Genomic DNA, 24,123 nt, shown 5'->3' with positions numbered 1-24,123 from the left:
GTTCAGTCGTAACTTTTACTGAAGGAAGCTGTAAAGTGGGCATTGAAATTGAGCGTAAGTTTTTAGTTGTATCTGATCGTTGGCAACAACTTGCGCAACCTGTATTTATGCGTCAGGCGTATATCAGCTCGACTCCCGGGCGGGTGGTGCGTGTGCGTATAGAAGGGCAATCCGCGATGCTCACTTTAAAAGGTAAGTCCTCTGGAATCTCTCGTGGTGAATGGGAGTATCCGATTCCTTTGATTGATGCAGAGGAATTATTAAGTACCTTGTGCGAACAACCAATTATCGAAAAAAATCGATATCGAATTGACTTGGATGGCTTGGTTTGGGAAGTCGATGAGTTCGTTGGGGAGAATGCCGGATTGGTTGTGGCAGAACTTGAGCTGCAATCGGAATCACAGGCTTTCATAAAACCTGACTGGGTTGGTGAAGAAATCAGTCACGATCATCGTTATGCCAACGCGAACTTGTTTAAGCATCCGTATTCGCGTTGGTAATTCGATTTGACTTAAGGCTCTTCTTTCATTAGATGCTAGCCCTTAGCTTGCTCAACTATCGCATCACGTAATTTCGAGAATAAAGTATCGATCTGATCTTTGTTAATAATCAATGGCGGCGATAGGGCGATAATATCGCCGGTGGTGCGAATTAAAACATTTTTCTCCCAGAAGCATTTTTCAAAAATATCATAGGCTCGCGTGGTGGATTTTCCTTCTTGCGGTAGTAACTCAATACCGCAAACCAAGCCAAGATTTCGAATATCTTTTACTGTTGGTAAATCTCTTAGTTGATGTGCCGCTGCTTCGAAGTAAGTCGATATTTGTGCCGCCCGTTCAAATAGCTGTTCTTCTTGATAGACATCTAAAGCTGCAATTGCAGCGGCACAGGCCAGAGGATGCGCGCTATAGGTATAGCCGTGAAAGAGTTCGATTGCATCTTTTGGTGAGTTCTCCATGAATGTATCGTAAATACCCGTATTTACGATCACCGCGCCCATAGGAACCGCGGCGTTCGTTAATCCTTTTGCGCACACGATCATGTCTGGAATGACGCCAAAATAATTGGCAGCAAACGCGCTTCCTAAACGTCCAAATCCGGTAATCACTTCATCAAAAATCAAAAGAATTCCATACTTGGTGCAGATGTCTCGTAGTTTTTGTAAGTAAGATTTTGGCGGTATGATGACGCCGGTTGATCCTTGTATTGGTTCAACGATAACTGCTGCGACCGTAGTTGGATCGTGCAAGGCGAGTAAGCGCGATTCTAAAACGTCAGCGAGTTCTACGCCATGCTCAGGCAAGCCTTTGCTAAACGCGTTTTTTGAAATGTTGAGTGGATGAGGTAGATGATCCACCCCTGCAAGTGCAGCGCCAAATTGTTTGCGATTGCCAGCAATTCCACCAACCGCGATACCACCAAAGCCAACCCCATGATAAGCCCGCTCACGTCCAATTAGACGAAATCGGCCAGCATCGCCACGCACTCTATGATAGGCAAGGGCAATTTTTAATGCGGTATCTACGCCTTCTGAACCATCATTGCAAAAGAATACGCGATCAAGTCCTGCTGGCGACATCTCCGCTAATTTACTAGCTGCTTGAAATGCAAGCGGATGTGCCATTTGAAATGTTGGCGCGAAGTCTAAGGTGGCCGCTTGCTTTTGAATTGCTTCGATGATTTTTGGATGATTATGACCAGCGTTGACGCACCACAGTCCAGCAGTGCCATCAAGAATTTCACGCCCATCGGCACTTTGGTAGTACATGCCTTTCGCTGAACTGAGCAATCTTGGTTTAGATTTAAACTGTCTATTGGCTGTGAATGGCATCCAAAGATGCTCGGTTGTCGGCGAATTTATCATGTTGGTCTAACGCTTGTGCTTGAGATGTGATCAATGAGAAACAGGAGCAGATAAAGATGCTAGCTGCACAAAACATGTTTGCACAATTTATCGAGTCGATCAAGCGAAAGCAAAGCGCCAAATTAGTCGGCAGGGCTCCCTCTTACAAATAAACGAAATTCAATGCCCCATCCTGCGTCAACTTCAACCAACCACCACGGTGCTGCGTTCTGTTGTCACAATCCCAGTCAGGCAAGACATAACGTAAGCCCTGTGCTTCATCATGGATGGCGTGACGGTGAGTGTGTCCGTGAATTAAAACACTGTTTGGAAATTGTTGATGGAGCGCTGCTACTGCCGATGCATTCACATCCATGATTTCCATGCTTTTGTCTTGTTGAGCAGAGCTGCTTGCTTGCCGCATGCTCTCAATGATGGCCTTGCGTTCCGCAAGCGGTTTTGTCAGAAATTGTTGTTGCCAGTTCTCTTGCCGAACGAGTGAACGAAAAGCCATGTAATTCACATCATCGGTGCAAAGATGATCGCCATGAGAAAGAATCAGTTTGCGGTTTGCTAGAAGTAGTGTGCTTGGGTCTTCCAGTAATTGTGTCTTGGTGCGTTCTGCGAAAGATTTTCCAACTAAAAAATCACGATTCCCTGCAATCCAAAAAATCTGTACACCACGCTCAGCGATTTCACGAAGTGCTTGAATAATTTGGTGGTGGTAGGGGTGATCGATATCATCGTCACCAGCCCAATATTCAAACAAATCACCTAGCAAATAGAGCCGCTCGGTGTGAATCGCATGATGGTGTAGAAAATCAAGGAATTGATCTGTGGTTCGAGGAAGCGCTTCACTTAAATGAACATCGGAAACAAAAAGCGCAACCGATTTGGGTTGCGCTTCGACCGATGATTGTTGTTGATGTGCTTGGCTATTCATCGTTTGTTGAACTTCTGATGGGCTGATTGGTTTGAGGTCGTTGCTTTAAACGACTTCAGCTTTTTCTATAATGATGTTCTCAACCGGTACATCGTTATAGAAACTCGAACGAGTGGTTTTTGAAGAGGAAATTTTATCGACTACATCTTTTCCTTCTGTGACTTCGCCAAATACGCAGTAACCCCAACCATCTTGTCCAGGATAATCAAGAAAATCGTTATTGCTTGTGTTGATAAAAAATTGCGCCGAGGCTGAATGCGGATCACTCGTTCTCGCCATTGCTAATGCATAGCGCACATTTTTTAATCCATTATTGGCTTCGTTCTCAACATTACCCTTGGTCGGTTTTTGTTTCATGCCTACTTCAAAGCCACCACCTTGGATCATAAAGCCACTGATTACACGATGGAAAATCGTACCAACATAATGTCCTGATTCAACGTAAGCTAAAAAGTTGGCGACTGTCTTAGGCGCTTTTTCAGCATTTAATTCGATTTTAATGTTGCCTAGGTTAGTGGTGAGCAGAACGGCCATAGTAATCCTTTTTTTAGATAAATGATTGCGACTGAATTTGCTAACGGACGTATTTTAAATAAGGTATTTTAAATAACGCGTTTTAAATCACGTGCTTTCGTTATGTTTACTTCGTTATTCTCATCCGGCTTTATATACTTAGTCCTGATGAGCCTCACTAAGCTACGGTAAGGCGATTCAGTATGCAATGTTGTTCATGTGATTGTTTAAGTATTTGTTTAGTTGATGACTACTTCATTAATTTAATGGAGATAATCATAATCGGTTTTACTGGTACATTTTGATGAATGCTAACTTCAGAAGTTGGTGTTGATTTGATTTTTTCTACAACATCCCAGCCTTCAATGACTTTACCAAAAGGTGTATAGCCTGCAGCAAGCACTTGTGCGCGCGAACGAGGTAAGGTAATTGGTTCGCCGTTTTTCATGATTTGAACTGGATCGCCTTCGGGCAAAGCTTGGTAATTCAGAAAATCATTGTTATTCACATTGATATAAAACTGTGCTCGTGCCGAATTCGGATCCATCGTTCTTGCCATTGCGATTGTGCCGATATCGTTTTTCAATTCTTTTTCAAAAGCTTGTTTGGCTTCAGAAGGAACAGGTTTGTCGGTTGGCTTTTCTTGCATGGTAGCAGTCAAGCCGCCACCTTGAATCATGAAGTTATCAATCACACGATGAAAAATAGTTTTGTTGTAATGACCTTTCTTTACATAACGCAAAAAATTTTCGACGGTCTTTGGTGCTTTTTCTGGATATAGCTCAAGAACGATATCTCCCATCGAGGTCTTGATATTTACTTTTGGTAACTCTTGGGCGCTAGAGAGAGGTGCAATCAGACCAATGAGACTGGCCACACCGAATTGTAAGAAATAACGACGACTATTTTTGAGCATAATAAACTCCTTGAGTAATATTTCTTAAGCCTGTTGTCGGCAAGAATCCTTGCCTAACTGCCGGTTCTTTCCTGTTTAATTAACCACTTACCATCTTGCTTGATCAGCGTCAGTGTTTTTCTGCTAGTTGCGACTAAAGCACCAGACTGATAGTTCTGTCTGAACTTCACTACTGCGGTATTGCCATCAATTTTCACGCTGGGCGAATCAATTTTAACCGTGATTTTTGACTTTCCTTCGATTCTTGAACGACGTTCTTCCATCCACGATTTTCTCGTTTCACCATTCGGTGTTTGAAAGTCTTTCGCATAATGCGCAAGATAGTTTTTAGTGTTCTTCGAACTCCAAGCATTGAGCCAACGATTAACAGTGTCAATCACTTCAGTTTGCGCACCGTTTGACTTGGGTGTTACTGGCTTATTTGTGCTGTTCTTTGCGCTGTTGTTTGCGATAACTTTCTCAATGGCTGGCGATGATGGTCTTACTTCCGCAGGTTTTACTGGTACAGCGTCTTTAGCTGGGTCTTTAGGTGCGCTTTGCGCAAGATCACGGACTAATTCCGATTCTAAACGCGGCCCAGCAACGGGATTGTTGTCCTCGTAAATGATGCGCCAGTTATTTCCTTCCTTCATCCAATATTGGCGTCGCTTGTTTGAGGACACGCCTTTATTGGTTTGAACGTCGACAATAAAGTTGCTGACTAAAACTTCTTCTCGACCAGGATATTTAAATTGCGAGACGTCACGTAATTTAACACTACCTGCAGGACGATTGGTAAATGCCGCTTGTTTCGAAATCCATGTTGCAGCCGATTCATTGCTCAAGTTTTTGAAATTTTTACTATATAGAGAGAAAGCTGAATTCGGATTACTAGATGTGATATTTTGAATCCAACTATCGATTAGTTTGCGCGCGTTTTGTTTCTCAGTCATCCAATTCGCACGAGGAATAAAATCAAGACGTTCGCTAATAATCACGGGCGTTTTAGTAATGTCTACGATCGCCGCAAGTTTTAAAAAATCTGGGTTGGATAATACGATACAGCCGTCCGATGCAAGTGGGGCACGACTGTAGTTGGTCGATGGAACACCATGTAGCCAAATACCAGATCCGCCACGTCCTTTCAACTTATCCCATTCATTTGGGTAGTTGAGCGGTAGTGCGCCAGGTCCGTAGAAATCAGGAAGTTTTGCGCCAGGCAAACGATTCGTAATGTAATAGACACCGATAGGCGTTCGTTGATCGCCTTCTTTAAACTTGTCCATTCCAAGCTTGCCCTGACTGACATAATAGTCACTGATCAAAGTTGGAACGCCGGCGATATTTTCATACAGATAAATGCGCGCGCGTTTTGCATCCATCACCAATGAGTAGCGTTGTTCTTCACTCATGTGAAGTAGAACACTCGGAACCAAATCTTTGCTTGGGCGTTCAGTGATGGCGCGAATACGTGCTAATGCTTCTTCATGTAAATCTTTTAATTTGTCATTTGGCGGATTATGTGCTGCGCCAAAGCGTGTCACCGGGCGTGTTCGCACGGAGATTAAATCGCCACGAATTAAATACGCTAAGTGAAAATTAGGGTAGGCGAGAAGCAACTCATCGACTTTTACTTGCGCTTTGTCGAGTTCATTGCTTGCCAATAATTTATACACCTCAATCAACATCAAATCGGCGTTGGGGCCAGGATTTTGAGGTGCGACGAATTGAACTTTGTTGGGATTGTTATTGGCAGATGCAAGACCAACAGAACCAAAACATAAAGTTACTGCGAGAGGGGCGAATAATGATAAAGCTCCGACAATTTTGCTTGTCGAAGCTTTGCTACAATTTAAGAGAAACATCAGCTACCCGAACGCTCCTGCTTAATGAGCCATTTGCCATCTTGCTTAGTCAATACCAATGTTTTGCGACTCGTCGAAGAGAGGCGATCAGAGGTGTAATATTGTTTGAATTTAACGGTGGCAGAATTTCCATCGATGCTAACGTTCGGGTCGTCGATACGTACACCGATTTTTCCTTTTCCTTCAATTCTAGAGCGGCGATCCTCGGCCCATGCACTACGTGACTGTTTATTTGGCGTTTGGAAATCTTTAGCGTAATAGCCTAAATATTTGCTGACATTTTGACTGCTCCAAGCTTTTGCCCATGCTTCAACAATATCAAGCACGACGTCTTTTTCGCTAGTCACGGCGGCTGGCTTACTCTGTGCCACAGGTGCTGGTGTTGCTTTGGGTTCGGCAGCACGGTTAGGCGGTGGCGCGGCGATCGTTGGTGTGTTTGGGATTGTCGCAATAGGAGCAGGATTTGCTGCACTTGTTTTTGGATTGACACCACCAGTGGTGTTACCAATTAAGTTTTTGACTAAATTGAGTTTTAATTTTGCAGTGGAGTTGCCTGAATCTAGTTGCAAGGCTTTGTCGTATGATTGACTAGCTAACTTGGCGTACACGTCGCCCAAATTTTCGTGGGCGGTACCGTAAGTTGGATTCGTGCGAATCGCCATTTCTAGCGCAGCACTTGCTTTGAGAAATTGGCCATTGGATGCGTACAAGACGGCTAAATTGTTATACGGCTCAGGAAGTTCAGGGTAGTCATCCGTCAATTTAGTAAAAATTGTGATCGCTTCAGCCTGTTTGTTTTGTTCTGTGAGGATGATGCCTTTTAAAAAACGCATCTGCGCATCTTTAGGGCGTTGCGCCAAGACAGAGTCAATTTTTTTAATTGCTTCGTTGAGTTGACCAGCTTTGTATAGTTTGCTCGCATCGCTAGCATCGTCAGCGTACGCAATTGGTGATAATCCAACAGTAAGGGCAATCGCTGCAACTGCAGTTTTTAGGGAATATCGCATAATTTAACTTAATGTCTTTTCTATTAATTAGTCTTTAGTTGTCGAACGGATTCGATTTCTTATTTGCTAAATTGGTCAGCCGCAATCTTAACAAATAAACTTGGTATCGCGTGGTTGAGTTTGTTAGATTCGAATGAAAAAGTAAGAATCTTCTCAAGATTGATACGGATTTGACGGTACTGCGATTGTATTCAAGCTTTAATTGTGTGCCTTTAGCATTAGACAAGGAGTGCAAGTAGATTTGCAATTTAAACTGGGGAAGCTAATTGTGTTGCGCGGCAATAAAAATCGTGAAAGGTTTGATCTGAGAATTTTTACAAAATTGAACTCGAATATGGGCAAAAAAACGCGTTCAGAATTATTATTGAGTATTTTTTAAAATATACGTTTCCTTGTTTTTGTTTTCCCTTAGTGCTAGCTTGGACTGAAAAATTAGTTCAATTTGCGTCTTTATAAGGTAAAATTCGCGGTTCGCTTAAGTTCTTATCTATGCAGTTACTCGTTCTAGGTGATCAAAATTGATCTTGGTTTTCGGCTACTGTGTGTTGATGTGTATTACGGAAGATCAATAAATGAATAAAAATAGTCGTGTCCGTAGTAATGGTGATTTGCATGTTCCGCACTACTGGGAAGAGGCAAAAAATGAATTAATGAAGCGAGATAGAATTTTACGTAAATTGATTCCTCAATTCGGTGATTTATATTTATTAGGGCGAGATGATCCATTCACGACCTTGACAAGATCGATCATTGCGCAACAGATTTCAGGTGTGTCGGCAAATCTCTTGTGGGAAAAATACTTAACTGTTTGCCCAAAATCGACGCCTGTGGAAGTGCTTGCGGCAGGAAAAGAAAAATTATTAGCATCAGGATTGTCGAAGCGTAAAACTGACTATATTCTCGATCTTGCTGGTCATTTTAAAGATGGTAAAGTACATGTTGATAATTGGGTCGACATGACGGACGAAGCGGTCATTGCAGAACTGGTTCAGATTCGAGGAATCAGCCGTTGGACAGCTGAGATGTTTTTGATTTTTAATTTATTGCGTCCTAATATTTTGCCTTTGGACGATGCAGGTTTGATAAACGGTATTAGTAAAAATTATTTTTCAGGCGAGCCCGTATCGCGTATCGATTTGCGTGAAGTAGCAGCGAATTGGGAGCCATGGCGTACCGTCGCAACTTGGTATATGTGGCGCAGCTTAGATGAAAAAATAGCTTAACTTGGGTAGACTTCCGCGTTATCTCGCACGAAGTCTTTCAAGCTTATTTCTTTAACTCGTGTGGAATTTTAAGGAGGCACGATGACTAAAACGACATTTCTAGGATTTGAGCAATCAATTGCTGAACTCGAAACAAAAATCGAAGAATTACGTTTTGTACAAGACGACTCTGCAGTAGATATTTCAGAAGAGATTGATCGTCTCTCACAAAAGAGTCAAATGTTGACAAAAGATATCTATGCTAAATTAACACCATGGCAAGTATCTCAAATTTCACGTCATCCGCAGCGCCCTTACACACTCGATTACATTTCCCAAATATTTACTGATTTCCATGAATTGCATGGCGATCGTTCATTCGCCGACGATCTCGCGATTGTTGGTGGCTTAGCACGTTTTAATGGTCAAGCTTGTATGGTGATCGGTCATCAAAAAGGCCGAGATACTAAAGAGCGTGCAATGCGTAATTTTGGTATGCCAAAGCCAGAGGGCTATCGTAAAGCGATGCGCTTGATGAAGTTGGCAGAAAAATTTGATATTCCTGTTTTCACCTTTGTTGACACGACTGGTGCTTGGCCTGGTATCGATGCTGAAGAGCGCGGACAATCAGAAGCGATTGGTCATAATCTCTATGTGATGGCTGAATTAAAAGTTCCTTTAATCGCGACGATTATCGGTGAAGGCGGTTCAGGTGGCGCATTGGCATTAGCTGTTGGTGATGCCGTATTGATGCTGCAATACGCAACTTATTCTGTTATTTCACCAGAGGGTTGTGCGTCAATTCTATGGAAAACTTCCGAGCGAGCATCTGATGCGGCAGAGGCGCTAGGCTTAACTGCAAATCGACTCAAAGCAATGGGTCTGATTGATAAGATTATTAATGAGCCCTTGGGTGGTGCCCATCGCGATCCAAAACAAATGTGCGCTTTGGTCAAACGTGCTTTGGCAGATACATTGCGTCAGTTCCAAGGCATGAAAACAAAAGAATTACTTGCGAATCGCCATGAGAAGCTGATGGCTTACGGTAAATTTAAGGAAACCCGAGTCGCTGAATGAGCATCGCGCACTGTCAAAGTGCAAAGGATTTAGAACAAAATTTTTTTGCGAAGCTTTCAAATATCATTCAAGCTCAAGACCTTGGTGGTAAGCAGCCCGCTTTGGCGGTTGCTTACAGCGGAGGTCTTGATTCAACTGTATTGCTGCATTTAGCGTCCATTTACGCTAAACAATTTCAAATTCCCCTCTACTCTTATCACGTTAATCATGGACTGAGTCCGAATGCGACACAATGGGAACAGCATTGTGCTCAAATTTGTGCTCGTCTAGAAATCCCATTTCGCAGCAGAAATATCAGAGTCGAAAATCAAGGGCAGGGCATCGAGGTGGTGGCGCGTAATTTGCGCTATCGAGCTTTGAGTGAGATGTGTGACTTGGATAAGGTGAACTTGTTATTGTTAGCACATCATCTTGACGATCAAGCAGAAACCATGCTGATGCAATTGTTTCGCGGCACTGGTTTGCGTGGCTTGGCTGGTATGGATGAGTATAATTTTGCACCAAAATTACTTGGCTCAACTCAGCTTGTTGTGGCCCGTCCATTATTGCGTGAGGCTAAACAAACTATAGTCGATTATGCTGCAAATAGTCAGCTCATCAACATTGAGGATGAGTCGAACTTAAGTACGCTTTTTACTCGAAATATTGTTCGCCATCAGTTGATGCCCGTCATTGAGGAATTATTTCCGAAATTCTCTGAGCGACTATTGCGCACTTCGCAACATATACGTGAAGCGCAAAATTTACTTGATGAGATCGCGAGCAATGATTTAAAAAATTGTGGCGACAATAATGTGCTTGACTTAGTGAAGATGGCGCAGTTAAGCGCTGATCGAGTCAATAATTTATTTCGGCATTGGCTGGTGATGAATTTAGTTCAATTGCCATCAACCGCGAAGATCGCGGAAATTCAAGCACAACTTTGGCATGCACGTGACGATGCTCGTGTGGAGATTCGACATGCTCACTATTCGATTTGTCGCTACGATCGCAAAATTCATTTGATAGATCATCGGACTCTTAGTGCTCAAGAGGAAGACCTTCAGTACACGTGGTGCGGGGAGACTGAAAAATATTTTCCCAGTTTAAAGGGCACCTTGATTTTTAAGGAGTCTAAAACAGGGGTAAATTCGGAATTCTTGAAACAAACTCAAATGATCATACGTCAAAGGCAAAAGGGCGCTCGATTGAGATTAGCGAAAAATCGACCATCTCGCGACCTAAAAAGCCATTTTCAAACCGCGAAAATACCATTTTGGCAGCGCGAAAATTTGCCGTACATTTATATCAATGAGCAGCTATTTTTTGTTGGTTTGCTTGGTTTGGATGCAAGGTTTATAGAAACTGATGAGCCGATCAGGAGCGGCATTCGACTTCAATTGATTTGGCAGCCAGATACGTGAACATAGTATTATTAAAAAAGAAAATTAACTGAAATGACTAGACAGATTGTTCTTGATACGGAAACAACGGGTTTGAATCCCCGTTTAGGTAATCGCATTATTGAAATTGGCTGCGTCGAGTTGGTCAATAGGAAACTTACCGGGAATAACTTTCATTACTACATCAATCCAGAGCGAGATTCTGAGGAAGGCGCTTTGGCTGTTCATGGATTAAGCACGGAGTTTCTGAGCGATAAACCCAAATTTGCACAAATCGTCGATGAGTTCATTGCATTTGTACAAGGTGCTGAATTAGTTATTCATAATGCACCATTTGATATGAGTTTCTTAAATTCTGAGTTCGAGCGTTTAGGCTTGTCGAAGCTAGAAGACTATGTAGATGGCGTAGTTGACACCCTAGTGCAGGCCAAGGAGTTACATCCCGGCAAACGCAACTCGCTCGATGCGCTTTGTGATCGCTATGAGATTTCGAACTCGCACCGAAAGTTACATGGCGCTTTACTTGACGCAGAATTGCTCGCAGATGTTTTTCTTGCGATGTCGCGAGGGCAGAACAGTTTTAGTATCGAGGTAGAAGAAGAGAACGAAGTTGTCGTTGTTGAAACTGTGGAGTTAAGCGAGCAAGATTATGCTGTTAAGGTATTTTATGCTGATGCCAATGAACTTAATTCTCACGTCGATTTGTTGAACGATTTAGCCAAGGCAAGCCAAGGCAACTGTATTTGGCAAAATGAGGCAGCGGCTGAAAATAAAAAATAACTACAAGAATTCGAGAGTAAAGTTTGGTTTAAATAAAATGTCGATTAAATTGAGAGACGAAAATTTATTTTTTTGCATTTTTCGACGTAAAACCAACACAAGTATTTGAAATATTTTTTATCGCCACCCTAAAGTGGCGATTTTTTTTGCCGTTAATCTGCTTGAAATCTGTAGGAAAAAAATTTAAAAAATATTTTGAATTCACCCTAAAGTTTTCTAAAGTTGTGCCGTTAATGGTTTAGAACAAAGATCCTTGTTATTTGTTTTTTCTTGTAACTCTTTGTTTTATTTGAGTTTAATTTGAATTTTCAGTTTTTATTTAAACTCAGCTTTCAATTTAAAACTTCCTAAAAATTTAGGAAAGTTATCTAAAATAATCCAATGTAGGATGAATTCCTATTGGATTTTTCTTTTTTTTCCACATTCAATTTCATACTTTTGCTGATACACCCATTTTTCGGTAAGTACCACAATCTGTCTCACTGGCAACACATTTCGCTAGGGCAAATAAGTGGGAGTACTAAAATGACACCAAATGACATGATGGCTGAGATCCGTGACGCTAACTTGAGTTACTTAATGTTGGCGCAGCAAATGATCCGTGCAGATAAAGCAACAGCAATATTTCGACTTGGCATCAGTAAGGAAATTGCTGATTTGATCGAGGGTATGAATAACTCCCAGATATTGAAATTGGCCGGTTCGAATATGATGCTTGCTCGCTTCCGCTTTGAAGACAGTTCAATTCTTTGCATGTTAACAAATTACAATAAAGAACGCAGTCTCGCGCATTCACACGCAGCTATATTAATGGCTGGTCAAAAAGTCGAAGAAATCGCTTAGTTTTTTCTTGAATTTGAAAATTGTCGAGGTGCGAAATGGCTACGAAAAGTATCGTTAATGAAGCAAATGAGATTCAATTGGCAGTGGACTTGGTCAATTTAGGTGCACGATTGCAATTGCTAGAATCTGAAACATCACTTTCAAGAGAGCGTTTGCTGAAAATATACAAAGAGCTTAAAGGTGTGTCTCCACCAAAAGGCATGCTGCCGTTCTCGACTGATTGGTTTGTTACTTGGCAGCCAAATATTCATTCTTCATTGTTTATGAATATCTTTAAATATCTGCGTGATCATGCTGATATTGATGGTATTCACGCTGTGGTAAAAGCATATAAATTGTATCAAGAACAGATGCCAACGCCAGAAGGCGAAGAGCCGGTATTGTCATTAACTAGAGCTTGGACTTTGGTACGCTTCTTCGAGGGAAACATGCTCTCATTTGTGAAATGTAAGCAGTGCGGTGGTCAATTTGTTGGGCACTCTTTAGATTTACATGATCACTACGCTTGTGGACTTTGTCACATGCCATCACGTGCTGGGAAAACAAAAAAACAGCGCGCATTAGATGCAGAGCGTGTTTTGAATTAAGTAGTTGTTTTGGTGTATGGCTTAATGGTGATATGATTTTAAAGGTGAAAATGATATGAGGTGAGTAAGTTGAAGTTCTCAATTGGAATACAGTCCTTGTTAATACAATTGGGTTCTTTGGTCATTACTTTTCTTGTATTGGGTTTGATTCGATTTAAGTTTCAAATCGGTTTTTCATTACTCTTTTTTTTATTTTTGCATGCCGTTGTTGCTGCAAGTTTTTCTCTGCTGTTGAGATTTGATTGGTGGTGGGCACCCATTCAATTTCTATTTCCTCTATCTGCCTATTTCTTGTTTCAACAAGAAATTTCCCCGCATTTTTATTTGCTCATATTGATCCTCCTTTCGGCCATATTTTGGTCGACTTATCGATCTCAAGTTCCCTATTATCCATCTAGGTCAGAATTATTGGCTCCGCTATTGGAGCAGATTTCGACCATGAATTCACCGCGATTTGTTGATATTGGTAGCGGGATGGGAGGGCTTCTTATTAAGTTGTCTGAGCGTCGACCTGATGGACAGTTTCTTGGCGTTGAAATTGCTCCTTTGCCTTGGTTGATTAGTTATTTACGAGGACTTTTTAATCGCTCACGAGTGAAGTTTAAGTTGGGTAATTTTTATCAACTCAATCTCGCGGAATTTGATGTGGTTTTCTGCTATTTATCTCCGGCTGCGATGCCTAGTGTTTGGCACAAAGTGAAGACTGAAATGAGGCCGGGTTCACTTTTTTTGAGCTATGAATTCATCGTTCCTGACGTCACTCCCGATATTGTTATGAAAATTAACTTGGGCGGAGTATATTTATATGGCTGGCGTGTATAACGAAACAACAAAAATATATTTTTTGGGCAATATTCGGGAAAATGTTGCCTAATGTTATGAGATCGCTGGTATTCTTAAGTTGTTGCTCGAATGAGCAGTTAATCGAGTTCAAACGAATGAAGGAGTCTAACTCGTGTTAGTCATTGTGGGTTATATCGTGGTTTGCGGATCCGTGTTTGGTGGCTTTGTTTTGGCCGGTGGACATATGGCCGTATTGTTTCAGCCTATTGAACTTTTGATGATCGGTGGGGCTGCAGTTGGTGCTTCGCTGGTCGGCAATAACTCGAAAACAATTAAGGCTTCGTTGAAAGCCTTGCCTACTGTATTTCAGGGGTCTAAGTATAACAAAGCGATGTACATGGAATTGATGACGATGCTGTTTGACGTTCTTACCAAAATACGTAAAGAAGGCTTGATGTCGATTGAAGGCGACATTGAAAAGCCTGAAGAAAGCCCTCTATTTAGCAAATACCCACTGGTTGTTTCTGATCACCATTTAATGGAGTTTTTGAGCGACTATTTGCGCCTGATGGTCTCAGGCAATATGGACGCGTTTCAGATTGAAAACTTGATGGACAACGAGTTGGAAACGCATCACCATGAAGGTGCAGTTCCCGCACACTTTATGGCAAAGCTTGGTGATGGTTTGCCAGCGTTTGGTATCGTTGCTGCGGTGATGGGGGTGGTTCATACGATGGAATCGGTCGGTATTCCTCCCGCAGAATTGGGTATTTTGATTGCAAAGGCTTTGGTGGGTACTTTCTTGGGTATTCTCTTAGCGTATGGTTTTGTTGGACCTCTTTCTAGTTTGTTAGAGCAAAAGCTAGATGAATCATCCAAAACTTTTCAATGTGTGAAAGTGACTTTGCTGGCTAGTTTGAATGGCTATGCGCCTGCGCTATCGGTTGAGTTTGGAAGGAAAGTTTTGTATTCAACAGAGCGTCCGACTTTCTCTGAATTGGAAGAGCACATTAAACAGTCTAAGTCCAAGTAAGCTACTGACGAAAAATTATGGCAAACGAAGAATTACGTCCCATCGTTGTAAAGCGAATTAAGAAAGTCGCTGGTGGACATCACGGCGGCGCTTGGAAAATCGCCTACGCTGATTTCGTTACGGCGATGATGGCTTTCTTTTTGTTGATGTGGCTACTGGGGTCAACAGCAAAAGGAAATTTGCAAGGCATTGCCGAATATTTTCAAACACCATTAAAAGTGGCGATGGCTGGTGGCGAGGGAAGTGGTGATAGTTCTAGCGTGATTAAAGGTGGCGGGAAAGATCTCTCTATTCGTGACGGTCAGACGAAAAAAGGTGAAATCGAAGCAGTTAAGAAAACTTATAATTTGCAGGCGGCGGAAGCAGCTCTTGCAAGAGCAGATGCTGAGCGTTTAAAAGGTTTAAAAGAAAAGATTGAAGCAGCGATTGAATCTAATCCGACACTAAAGCAGTTTAAGAAGCAGTTGTTATTGGATATCACCACGGAAGGCCTACGTATTCAAATCGTCGATGAAAAAAATCGACCAATGTTTGCATCTGCCAAGGCAGATCTGCAGCCATATACAAAAGTGATTCTGCATGAGATTGGTCTAGCACTGAATGATGTGCCGAATAGAATTAGTTTGTCTGGGCATACCGATGCAGCTCCATATGGAAGCGGAGAACTAGGGTATAGCAACTGGGAATTGTCTGCAGATCGAGCCAATGCGTCACGACGGGAGTTAATTTATGGCGGAATGGACGAAACGAAAGTATTGAGAATTGTTGGCCTTTCTTCTTCAGTGTTATTCGACAAAGAAGACCCGCTCAATCCAATTAATCGTCGTATCAGTATTATTGTGATGAATAAGAAAGCAGAGTTGTCTGCGTCGCAAGACGGTGGAGAAGTCGATCTGGCCAAATCAACAGAGCAAACGCTTGAAGTAAAAAAATAAGTTGACCGAATTAATGCAGCAAAATTGCAATTGTGAGTTGCAGAATGGGATGCTGAACATGACAAAGAAAAAAAATTTGGGTTCTCAAGTTAAGCAACTTTTATCTGGTGTATCAGATCATGGAGTGGCCCATCTTTTAGAAGTCGAAACTGATTTGGTTCAGACGACTTTGCTATTGGCAGAAGCGATTGAAAAGCTTGGTGAGAATTTCCTAGATTTGCATGCCTCAATTACTTCGCAAGAAGAACAAATTTTGGGTCTGGTGAATACAGGGCTTGTTCCGCAAGAGAATGTTGAAAAGCTTGCGCAGATACAATCAGATATCGGACTCCACATCAGACGTGCCGTTACAAGCTTGCAATTTCAGGATCTCACTAATCAATTAATCTCAAGAACTGTCCAACGAAGTGCGGGATTGCGGGAACTTCTCTCGACCTTAGATATGGTTGGAAATGTAATTCCTGCTGATGGTGGTATGGATGAAATCGCGGTTGTGTTGCATGAAATTACGGAAAAATTAGAACAGCAGAGTGTGGAATTGAAAAGCTTGCTGCGCAAGACGGTGAATCAACAGCATTTAAATAGTGGTGATATAGAGTTATTTTAGTTTTTGATTGAGGTAATAATTTTCTCAATTTTCTGAATGGAGTAATGATGGCCAAGACAATTTTAGCCGTGGACGATTCTGGATCTCTGCGCCAAATGGTTGCATTTAGTTTGAAGGCAGCTGGATATCAAGTCATTGAAGCTGTAGATGGTCAAGATGGATTAGAAAAAGCCAAAGGGCAGGTGGTTGACTTGGTGTTGACCGATCAGAACATGCCACGCATGGATGGTTTGACTTTGATTAAATCTTTACGTGCGCTATCAACTTATCAACGTGTTCCAATTCTCATGTTAACTACCGAGTCAAGTGATGAAATGAAAGCAAAAGGGCGCGCTGCTGGTGCAAATGGTTGGCTTGTGAAACCATTTGATCCACAAAAATTGACGGAAGTTGTGAAAAAAGTAATCGGATAGTGCGTTTTAATTAATCTTGGTTGATGCATGATGAATATGTTTTCATGTGAATGTATCGATCAGATTAATCGTGTTACGACATATCTGTGAGATAAACGGGGTGAAATAATGACGATTGACATGAGTCAGTTCTTCCAAGTTTTTTTTGATGAGGCTGAAGAACTTCTCGCAGAAAAAGAGAAGTTATTATTGGGGGTTGATGTTTCATCGCCTGATCCCGAAGACTTGAACGCAATTTTTCGTGCTGCACATTCTATTAAAGGTGGTGCCTCTACTTTTGGCCTGACAGATATGTCGGAGGTTACGCATATTCTCGAATCATTGCTTGATAAGATTCGTAAAGGAGAAATGTCTCTAACGGCAGAACACGTAGACGCGTTCTTGGCAGCGAAAGATGTTCTGAAAATGCAGTTGGATGGACATCGTTTGGGCTCAGCAGTTGACCTTGATGCTGTTGGCGACGTACGAATGTTATTGCAGTCATTTGTGCAAGAAGATTTCAAACCTAAAGCAAGTCCAGCACCCGCGTTAGCGCCAATTGCGCAGGCGACTCAGCCTGAAGAAAAATATCTTCATTGTTTTCGTGTCAGTTTTAAGGGTGTTAAGGATGCCGATCTTACATTATTAACTTCGGAACTTGCGCTTCTTGGTTCGGCTTCATCAGAGAAAAACGGGGAAGGTCAAGATTCTATCGTGCTACAAACCAATGGCACGATTGATGACATTTTGGCGGTTTGCTCCTTTATTGTTGATGCCGACAATATGCTGATTTCGGAAGAAAAAATGCTGGAAGCAAGTAAGGCAAAAGAGCTGACTGAAGATGAATTGGGCTATGGATTTTTTGAGCCAATTGAGTCTATGTTCCCTCCCGAGGACAAGCCGATCGTTGAGCAAGCTAAGTCAGAATCCGCACCAGTTCATGATTCCAATAACAATTCAAGTAAAAACTCCGTAAAAAAAGAAGCTGAAAAGAATGCTGCTGGACATGAGTCGACTACCATTCGTGTTGGTATTGAAAAGGTTGACCAAATCATTAATTTGATTGGTGAGCTGGTTATTACTCAAGCGATGTTAACTCAGCGGACTCAAGACCTTGATCCAGTATCAAATGAGCGTTTATTGAGTAGTGTCGCGCACTTAACTCGCAATACGCGAGACTTGCAAGAAGCCGTGATGTCGATTCGTATGATGCCAATGGATTATGTGTTCTCACGCTTTCCTAGAATGGTGAGAGATCTAGCTCATAAGTTGGGTAAGAAAGTTGAGTTTGTTACTTATGGTGCATCAACCGAATTGGATAAAGGTTTGATTGAGCGAATTGTCGATCCACTCACGCATTTAGTCAGAAATAGTATTGATCATGGAATTGAGATGCCTACTACTCGTGTTGAGAATGGCAAAGGCGAAGTGGGTAAGCTATCTCTTTCTGCCGTACATCAAGGCGGCAATATCGTCATCGAGGTTTGCGACGATGGTGGCGGTTTACATCGTGAAAAAATTCTAGCAAAAGCCAAGCAAAGTGGATTAAATGTTTCAGATTCCATGTCAGATCCTGAAGTCTGGCAACTCATATTTGCGCCTGGTTTTTCAACCGCTGAAGTTGTTACAGATGTTTCAGGCCGTGGTGTCGGAATGGATGTGGTGAAGCGAAATATTACGCAAATGGGCGGTGTCGTTGATATACGTTCTGCGCGCGGTTTTGGCACCACGATTACTATTTCACTCCCCTTGACTTTGGCGATTTTGGACGGAATGTCAATCAAGGTTGGCGAAGAAATTTATATCCTGCCTTTAGGTTTCGTGGTGGAATCTTTACAGCCGCAGTCAGAAGATATCAAAGAAATTAACGGCAAGGGGCGCGTGATTAAAGTCCGGCAAGAATATTTGCCTTTAATTCCCTTGTTTGAGACATTTAATATCGAACCTAAGCATAGAGATCCAGCCAACGGTATCACAGTAATTGTAGAAGTTGATGGCCGAAAAGCAGCTTTATTTGTTGATGATTTAGTCGGTCAGCAGCAAGTGGTGGTGAAAAACATTGAATCAAACTACAGAAAGATCCCGGGTATATCTGGTGCGACGATTTTAGGTGATGGTGGTGTTTCTTTCATTCTTGATGTTGCTGCGATATTGCGTTCTGTACGTTAGGCTTTAGTTTAATAAGATTAAAAGGAATCAATCATGATACAAAATTCTGATGACTTATCAAAAAAATCGCAGTCCGAAAAAGATGACCTCACTACACATGAATTTTTGGCCTTTACACTGGGCAATGAAGAGTATGGGATTGATATTTTAAAGGTGCAAGAAATTCGTGGCTATGAAGCAGTCACACGTATCGCTAACGCGCCCGATTTTTTGAAAGGCGTTATTAATCTGCGTGGCATTATCGTTCCGATTGTTGACATGCGGATTAAGTTTAATTTGGGTGAGCCAACCTACGACCAATTAACCGTGGTGATTATTCTGAATATTGGAGTACGTGTGGTTGGCATGGTGGTGGATAGCGTTTCTGACGTGATGACTTTATTGCCTGAGCAAGTTCGACCAGCGCCAGAAATGAACACCACATTTAATAGCGATTTCCTAATTGGATTGGGTACGCTCGAAGAGCGAATGCTGATTTTGGTAGATATTGAAAAATTGATGTCAAGTCCGGAAATGGGGTTAATGGATAACACCGATTAAGAAGGATTGGCTCGGTATTTGATGATCAGTATTGATATACGTTAGGAATAAAGAATGGCAAAGCCAGCAGAGCGTTCTGACGGTGAAAAAGAGTTTGATTTTACCCATCATGATTTTGATCGTGTACGTGGCTTAATTTATCAACGTGCCGGAATTTCTTTGTCAGATAGTAAGCAAGAAATGGTTTATAGCCGACTTGCGAGAAGACTACGTGCTACTGGAATTAGCTCGTTTTCAGTGTATTTGAATATGCTTGAGCGCGAAACCAATAGTAATGAATGGGAATCTTTTACGAATGCCTTGACTACGAATTTGACTTCATTTTTCCGTGAAGAACATCATTTCCCCATTTTGGCTGAGCATATTAAGAAGAAGTCGGGGCCATTGCGAATCTGGTGTTCTGCAAGTTCTACTGGAGAAGAACCATACTCAATCGCGATTTGTGTTTGTGAAGCCTTAGGTACGCTTAAACCTAACGTCGAGATTATTGCCACGGATATTGATACTAATGTTTTGAGTGTTGCAGCGCGTGGTGTATATAACATCGATCGAATTGAGAAATTGCCAAATGACATTGTGCACAAGTATTTCTTGAAGGGGCGAGGAAAAAACGAGGGCAGTGTTTTGGTCCGCCCAGAGCTCAGAGGTTTGATTAATTTTGAAGCTTTGAATTTGTTGGATGATAGATGGTTTCTGAATGGCGAATTTGATGCAATTTTTTGCAGAAACGTGATGATTTATTTTGATAAGCCAACGCAAGCAAATATTTTGAAAAAATTTGTGCCCTTGTTAAAACCTGACGGATTATTGTTCGCTGGACATTCAGAGAATTTCTTGTATGTATCTGACGATTTCAAGTTACGTGGTAAGACTGTGTATGTGCTGGCGAGCCAAGAAGACAAGCGTAAGAAATTGAGTTCTCACGATTTAAAAAAGGGTGACTTATGAGTCAGTTTAGCGAAGAACACTTTGCGACAAACGTTTATTATGATCGCACCTTCGATTGTGACGCTGCAAAGATTCTTCCAGGTGAGTTTTACTTTACGAATAAAGATATGCTGATTGTCACCGTGCTAGGTTCTTGCGTCTCGGCTTGCATACGTGATCGCGTATCTGGTGTTGGTGGGATGAATCACTTCATGCTGCCAGATGGCGGTGAGAATTCGGATAATCCCGTGTCTGCATCAATGCGTTATGGCACTTATGCGATGGAGGTGTTAATCAACGAGTTACTCAAAGCTGGGGCACGTAGAGAGAACATGGAAGCCAAGGTGTTTGGTGGTGGCAACGTGTTACGTGGTTTCACCGCGATTAATGTTGGCGAGCGAAACGCAAAATTTGTATTGGATTATTTGCGTATGGAACGTATGCGAGTAATTGCTGAAGATTTGAATGATATTTATCCTAGAAAAGTCTATTTTTTCCCTAAAACTGGTAAGGTGTTAGTTAAAAAACTGAAGGTAGAGCACAACGATACATTGAAGAAGCGCGAGCTCGACTATGCAAGCCGACTAAAAAGCGTGCCTGTTGGTGGCGATGTCGATTTGTTTTGAATTTAAATGCACTCGCTGTTGTTTAGTCGTATGTGTACTATGAAATTGAGTTTGTGAGGGCAGAATGAAAATTAAAGTCTTGATCATTGATGATTCTGCTCTGATACGAAGTATCTTAAGTGAGATTATTCGTGAAGAAAGTGACATGGAGGTCGTTGGTGTCGCACCTGACCCTTTGGTTGCCAGAGAGTTGATCAAACAATGTAATCCTGATGTTCTGACTTTGGATGTTGAAATGCCAAAAATGGATGGGCTCGACTTTTTAGAAAAGTTGATGCGATTACGCCCAATGCCTGTCATTATGGTGTCGTCTTTGACCGAACGTGGATCAGAAATCACTATGCGAGCACTAGAGCTAGGTGCGGTTGATTTTGTCACAAAACCGAAGTTATCGATTCAAAGTGGTATGCATGAGTATGCTCATGTGATCACTGATAAAATTCGAGCAGCATCGAAGGCAAAAATTCGCGCACGTACCAATCCAACTAGCTCGGCAGGTAGTCATTCACCGTCTGTATTGCCATCGGTTAGAAATCCTTTGGTAAGTAGTGAAAAATTAATTATTGTGGGTGCTTCAACCGGTGGAACAGAGGCGATCAAGAATTTTTTAAGTCAAATGCCGTCAGATTGTCCAGGAATTCTCATTACGCAACACATGCCAGAGGGATTTACCAAATCTTTCGCAAAACGGTTGGATGGATTGTGTAAGATATCTGTATCGGAAGCAGTAGGCGGGGAGCGTATTTTGCCTGGACATGCGTATATCGCCCCTGGGCATTCACATTTGTTGTTAGCACGCAGTGGCGCAAATTACGTGACTGAGATAAATGATGGACCACCGGTGAATCGACACAGACCTTCGGTGGATGTGTTATTTAAATCTGCCGCTAAATACGCAGGTAAAAATGCGGTTGGTGTGATTCTTACAGGAATGGGAAAAGATGGTGCAGAAGGCATGTTAGAAATGAAAAATTCTGGTGCCTATAATTTTGCACAAGACGAGGCAAGTTGTGTTGTATTTGGTATGCCAAGAGAGGCAATCGCAGTTGGTGCAGTCAATGAAGTTGCGCCGTTAAATGAATTGCCGCATAAAGTCTTGCATTATTTAGATCAACATGGCAGCCGCGCATTGCGTGTTTAAGTAAGAAATGTAGTAATCGCAGCAAATGAAGTACTAAAAGATGTCTATATAACCGATAATAAGCACTTCGGTCCTTTGTGAATTTATGGAGTAAGTTATGGCTGATCAGAACCTCAAGTTTTTAGTAGTTGACGATTTTTCGACAATGCGTCGCATCGTACGTAATTTGTTGAAAGAGCTCGGATATTCAAATGTTGACGAAGCCGAAGATGGTGCGCTTGGCCTTGCGAAATTGAAGAGTGGTGATTTTGATTTCGTCATTTCTGACTGGAATATGCCAAACATGGATGGTCTCACGATGTTGCAACACATTCGTGCTGATCCAGCATTGGCAAAATTACCGGTGTTGATGGTTACAGCTGAAGCTAAAAAAGAAAACATCATTGCAGCGGCGCAGGCTGGCGCTAATGGCTACGTGGTTAAGCCATTTACCGCAGCAACTTTGGATGAGAAGTTATCGAAAATTTTTGAAAAATTAGGTAAGCCTGCCTGATTTTGAAAAGCGTTTCTTGCGTAGCATTTTTTGTTCAGCTTTACAGCCATCGAGTGTGTGAAGTCTGCTATGAGAGTAGGTTAGGTTGATTGCTAATTTCTTAGTAGCGATTTAAGCAAAGCGACAATTTTTCGAGTAGCTTTTAATTCTAATTATTATAAAAATTAAATATTTATGAGTGATGTAAAGTTCATCGTCAGAGAACCCTTACTTGATCCTTCTCAACGGGTGATTGGTTTTCAATTGTCATGGCAACAGAATGCCAAGGCTGCGGAGTTGGACACGACAGAGTTAAGTGCACTCATGTCATTTGTCGCCAACGAACTAGGCGATGAGGATGGTAAATTTTTACTCGATGATAGCCTCATTTTTTTAGAGGCTGTACCAGGCCTGCTACAGGCTGAGGGATTACGTCAACTTTCACCAAAGAATACGGTCCTGATATTTTCAAAGCGATACTTCGCTGACGAAGCGTCAATTGCTGCGATTAAGGAGTTGCGCACTGCTGGCTTTGGTATTTGCCTAAAAAATGCGGATATTTCTGCTTTAGAGCGATCATTTTTTCCTTTAATCACGCACTTTGAAGTTCAACTCGATTCGAGTAACTTAGCTGCGCAAGCGAAGATGTATGCAGCACTTAAGCAGTCGAATGTGCAGATGGTTGCGCGTAATGTGGGTAACTGGCAGGATTTTGATGCTTGCGCGGCGCTCGGGTTATCGAGCTTTGTTGGTAAACTACATTTGACGCCTAGACCTAATGTTGCGCAAAAAGGTCTCAACACCACGCAGACTACGATACTTCAATTGATGGAGATGATTCGTAAAAATGCGGATATCCAACAACTAGAGGCAGTGGTAAAGCGTGATGCTGCACTCGCATATAAATTGCTAAGGTATATCAACTCGGCTGGTTTTGGTCTGCGTACCGAAGTGCAGTCTTTAAAACATGCTGTCACGATTTTGGGATACAGTCCGCTGTATCGTTGGTTATCGCTATTATTGGCAACAGCAAGCACAAGTGGCAACTCACCTGTGTTGCTAGAAACTGCAATCGTACGTGGTCGTTTTGCAGAAATTCTTGGGCAGCCATTTATGTCCAAATCAGACGCAGAGAATTTGTTTGTTGCTGGAATGTTCTCGTTACTGGATCGCTTGTTGGGGATTCCGATGGAAGAAGTTTTATCGACGATTCAACTGCCCGAACCTGTTGTTGATGCTTTGGTTTCACGAAGCGGAATTTACGGTCCTTTCCTCGCGCTGGCCGAAGCATGTGAACTCAACAGCATGTTGGTGTCTTCGATTGCCGAAACATTAAAAATTGCGCCTGTCGATGTCAATAAAGCGCATTTATCCGCCTTGGTATGGGCTAAGAATATTTCTGCCGCAGCATAATTTTTTTGTCGATCTTCGACACACCTCAAAAGCCCAAATAATACTTTTGATTATTTGGGCTTTTTGATTTTTATCCTCCCATTCCAATTTAGCCCCTTGATTCGTGAAATAAGGGGTTTATCCCATTCTATTCATTCGATCTGTTACC

Annotated in this window: 25 protein-coding genes; 19 read left to right on the top strand and 6 right to left on the bottom strand. The window is 42.0% G+C overall.

All coding sequences use genetic code 11. The annotated features are described in order from the left end of the window. Positions 1 to 35 precede the first annotated feature (35 nt). Positions 36 to 500, top strand: a complete 465-nt coding sequence (locus tag KDM92_RS02470) for a CYTH domain-containing protein (protein WP_212682843.1) — start codon at positions 36 to 38, stop codon at positions 498 to 500. Between the two features lie 35 nt (positions 501 to 535). On the opposite strand, the gene aptA is transcribed toward KDM92_RS02470, so the two are convergent. From aptA to KDM92_RS02440, 6 genes are all read right to left on the bottom strand, one after another. Next, positions 536 to 1,864 carry an omega-aminotransferase AptA gene (aptA, locus tag KDM92_RS02465; RefSeq protein ID WP_212682842.1) on the bottom strand — a complete coding sequence of 443 codons (1,329 nt, stop codon included), beginning with the start codon at positions 1,862 to 1,864 and terminating at the stop codon, positions 536 to 538. Between the two features lie 142 nt (positions 1,865 to 2,006). Beyond that, complete coding sequence (locus KDM92_RS02460; RefSeq protein WP_212682841.1) at positions 2,007 to 2,786, bottom strand: UDP-2,3-diacylglucosamine diphosphatase; 780 nt, start codon at positions 2,784 to 2,786, stop codon at positions 2,007 to 2,009. 45 nt (positions 2,787 to 2,831) lie between these two features. Then, positions 2,832 to 3,320, bottom strand: a complete 489-nt coding sequence (locus KDM92_RS02455) for a peptidylprolyl isomerase (RefSeq protein WP_212682840.1) — start codon at positions 3,318 to 3,320, stop codon at positions 2,832 to 2,834. Between the two features lie 229 nt (positions 3,321 to 3,549). Beyond that, complete coding sequence (locus tag KDM92_RS02450) at positions 3,550 to 4,215, bottom strand: peptidylprolyl isomerase (protein ID WP_212682839.1); 666 nt, start codon at positions 4,213 to 4,215, stop codon at positions 3,550 to 3,552. 53 nt (positions 4,216 to 4,268) lie between these two features. Beyond that, the gene (locus KDM92_RS02445; protein ID WP_212682838.1) at positions 4,269 to 6,059 is read right to left on the bottom strand and encodes a L,D-transpeptidase family protein; all 1,791 of its coding nucleotides are present in this window, start codon (positions 6,057 to 6,059) and stop codon (positions 4,269 to 4,271) included. Then, positions 6,059 to 7,066, bottom strand: coding sequence for a nuclear transport factor 2 family protein (locus KDM92_RS02440; RefSeq protein WP_212682837.1), 1,008 nt, complete (start codon positions 7,064 to 7,066; stop codon positions 6,059 to 6,061). Before KDM92_RS02440 ends, KDM92_RS02445 begins: the two co-directional genes overlap by 1 nt. A 572-nt stretch (positions 7,067 to 7,638) precedes the next feature. Here KDM92_RS02440 and KDM92_RS02435 point away from each other — a divergent pair. The 18 genes from KDM92_RS02435 to KDM92_RS02350 all read left to right on the top strand — a co-directional run bounded on the left by KDM92_RS02435 (position 7,639) and on the right by KDM92_RS02350 (position 23,975). Beyond that, complete coding sequence (locus KDM92_RS02435; protein ID WP_212682836.1) at positions 7,639 to 8,289, top strand: DNA-3-methyladenine glycosylase family protein; 651 nt, start codon at positions 7,639 to 7,641, stop codon at positions 8,287 to 8,289. Positions 8,290 to 8,370: 81 nt separating this feature from the next. Continuing rightward, entirely contained in the window at positions 8,371 to 9,345 is a 975-nt protein-coding gene (locus tag KDM92_RS02430; RefSeq protein ID WP_189344318.1) for an acetyl-CoA carboxylase carboxyltransferase subunit alpha, read from the top strand. Beyond that, positions 9,342 to 10,748: a tRNA lysidine(34) synthetase TilS gene (gene tilS / locus KDM92_RS02425; RefSeq protein ID WP_212682835.1), complete on the top strand. Its 1,407-nt coding sequence runs from the start codon at positions 9,342 to 9,344 to the stop codon at positions 10,746 to 10,748. The genes KDM92_RS02430 and tilS overlap by 4 nt, the downstream gene beginning before the upstream one ends. A gap of 33 nt (positions 10,749 to 10,781) precedes the next feature. Next, positions 10,782 to 11,507 carry a DNA polymerase III subunit epsilon gene (dnaQ, locus tag KDM92_RS02420; protein WP_212682834.1) on the top strand — a complete coding sequence of 242 codons (726 nt, stop codon included), beginning with the start codon at positions 10,782 to 10,784 and terminating at the stop codon, positions 11,505 to 11,507. Between the two features lie 525 nt (positions 11,508 to 12,032). Next, positions 12,033 to 12,350, top strand: a complete 318-nt coding sequence (gene flhD / locus KDM92_RS02415) for a flagellar transcriptional regulator FlhD (protein ID WP_189344315.1) — start codon at positions 12,033 to 12,035, stop codon at positions 12,348 to 12,350. Between the two features lie 35 nt (positions 12,351 to 12,385). Then, on the top strand, positions 12,386 to 12,937 hold the full coding sequence (gene flhC / locus KDM92_RS02410; RefSeq protein ID WP_189344314.1) for a flagellar transcriptional regulator FlhC: 552 nt from the start codon (positions 12,386 to 12,388) through the stop codon (positions 12,935 to 12,937). 117 nt (positions 12,938 to 13,054) lie between these two features. After that, positions 13,055 to 13,759 carry a class I SAM-dependent methyltransferase gene (locus tag KDM92_RS02405; RefSeq protein WP_212682833.1) on the top strand — a complete coding sequence of 235 codons (705 nt, stop codon included), beginning with the start codon at positions 13,055 to 13,057 and terminating at the stop codon, positions 13,757 to 13,759. A 133-nt stretch (positions 13,760 to 13,892) separates the two neighbouring features. After that, complete coding sequence (gene motA, locus KDM92_RS02400; protein WP_189344312.1) at positions 13,893 to 14,753, top strand: flagellar motor stator protein MotA; 861 nt, start codon at positions 13,893 to 13,895, stop codon at positions 14,751 to 14,753. A gap of 17 nt (positions 14,754 to 14,770) precedes the next feature. Beyond that, a complete protein-coding gene (gene motB, locus KDM92_RS02395; RefSeq protein WP_189344311.1) occupies positions 14,771 to 15,688 on the top strand; it encodes a flagellar motor protein MotB in 918 nt (305 codons plus the stop codon). Positions 15,689 to 15,746: 58 nt separating this feature from the next. Then, complete coding sequence (locus KDM92_RS02390) at positions 15,747 to 16,295, top strand: chemotaxis protein (RefSeq protein ID WP_212682832.1); 549 nt, start codon at positions 15,747 to 15,749, stop codon at positions 16,293 to 16,295. Between the two features lie 47 nt (positions 16,296 to 16,342). Continuing rightward, the gene (locus KDM92_RS02385) at positions 16,343 to 16,708 is read left to right on the top strand and encodes a response regulator (RefSeq protein ID WP_212682831.1); all 366 of its coding nucleotides are present in this window, start codon (positions 16,343 to 16,345) and stop codon (positions 16,706 to 16,708) included. Between the two features lie 108 nt (positions 16,709 to 16,816). After that, a complete protein-coding gene (cheA, locus tag KDM92_RS02380; RefSeq protein ID WP_212682830.1) occupies positions 16,817 to 18,856 on the top strand; it encodes a chemotaxis protein CheA in 2,040 nt (679 codons plus the stop codon). Positions 18,857 to 18,889: 33 nt separating this feature from the next. Continuing rightward, positions 18,890 to 19,396: a chemotaxis protein CheW gene (locus KDM92_RS02375; RefSeq protein WP_212682829.1), complete on the top strand. Its 507-nt coding sequence runs from the start codon at positions 18,890 to 18,892 to the stop codon at positions 19,394 to 19,396. Between the two features lie 54 nt (positions 19,397 to 19,450). Continuing rightward, complete coding sequence (locus tag KDM92_RS02370; protein WP_212682828.1) at positions 19,451 to 20,344, top strand: CheR family methyltransferase; 894 nt, start codon at positions 19,451 to 19,453, stop codon at positions 20,342 to 20,344. Continuing rightward, positions 20,341 to 20,949 carry a chemoreceptor glutamine deamidase CheD gene (gene cheD / locus KDM92_RS02365; protein WP_189344306.1) on the top strand — a complete coding sequence of 203 codons (609 nt, stop codon included), beginning with the start codon at positions 20,341 to 20,343 and terminating at the stop codon, positions 20,947 to 20,949. Before KDM92_RS02370 ends, cheD begins: the two co-directional genes overlap by 4 nt. Before the next feature lie 64 nt (positions 20,950 to 21,013). Beyond that, on the top strand, positions 21,014 to 22,090 hold the full coding sequence (locus tag KDM92_RS02360) for a protein-glutamate methylesterase/protein-glutamine glutaminase (protein ID WP_212682827.1): 1,077 nt from the start codon (positions 21,014 to 21,016) through the stop codon (positions 22,088 to 22,090). 97 nt (positions 22,091 to 22,187) lie between these two features. Next, entirely contained in the window at positions 22,188 to 22,583 is a 396-nt protein-coding gene (cheY, locus tag KDM92_RS02355; RefSeq protein WP_186889376.1) for a chemotaxis response regulator CheY, read from the top strand. A 174-nt stretch (positions 22,584 to 22,757) separates the two neighbouring features. Next, entirely contained in the window at positions 22,758 to 23,975 is a 1,218-nt protein-coding gene (locus tag KDM92_RS02350; RefSeq protein WP_189344304.1) for an EAL and HDOD domain-containing protein, read from the top strand. The last annotated feature ends 148 nt before the right edge of the window (positions 23,976 to 24,123 follow it).

The sequence above is a fragment of the Affinundibacterium baiyunense genome, assembly GCF_018139645.1.
Taxonomy (GTDB): Bacteria; Pseudomonadota; Gammaproteobacteria; order Burkholderiales; family Burkholderiaceae_D; genus Undibacterium; species Undibacterium baiyunense.
Note: the sequence above shows the minus strand (reverse complement) of the source record. Positions and strands in the feature narration are given on the sequence as shown.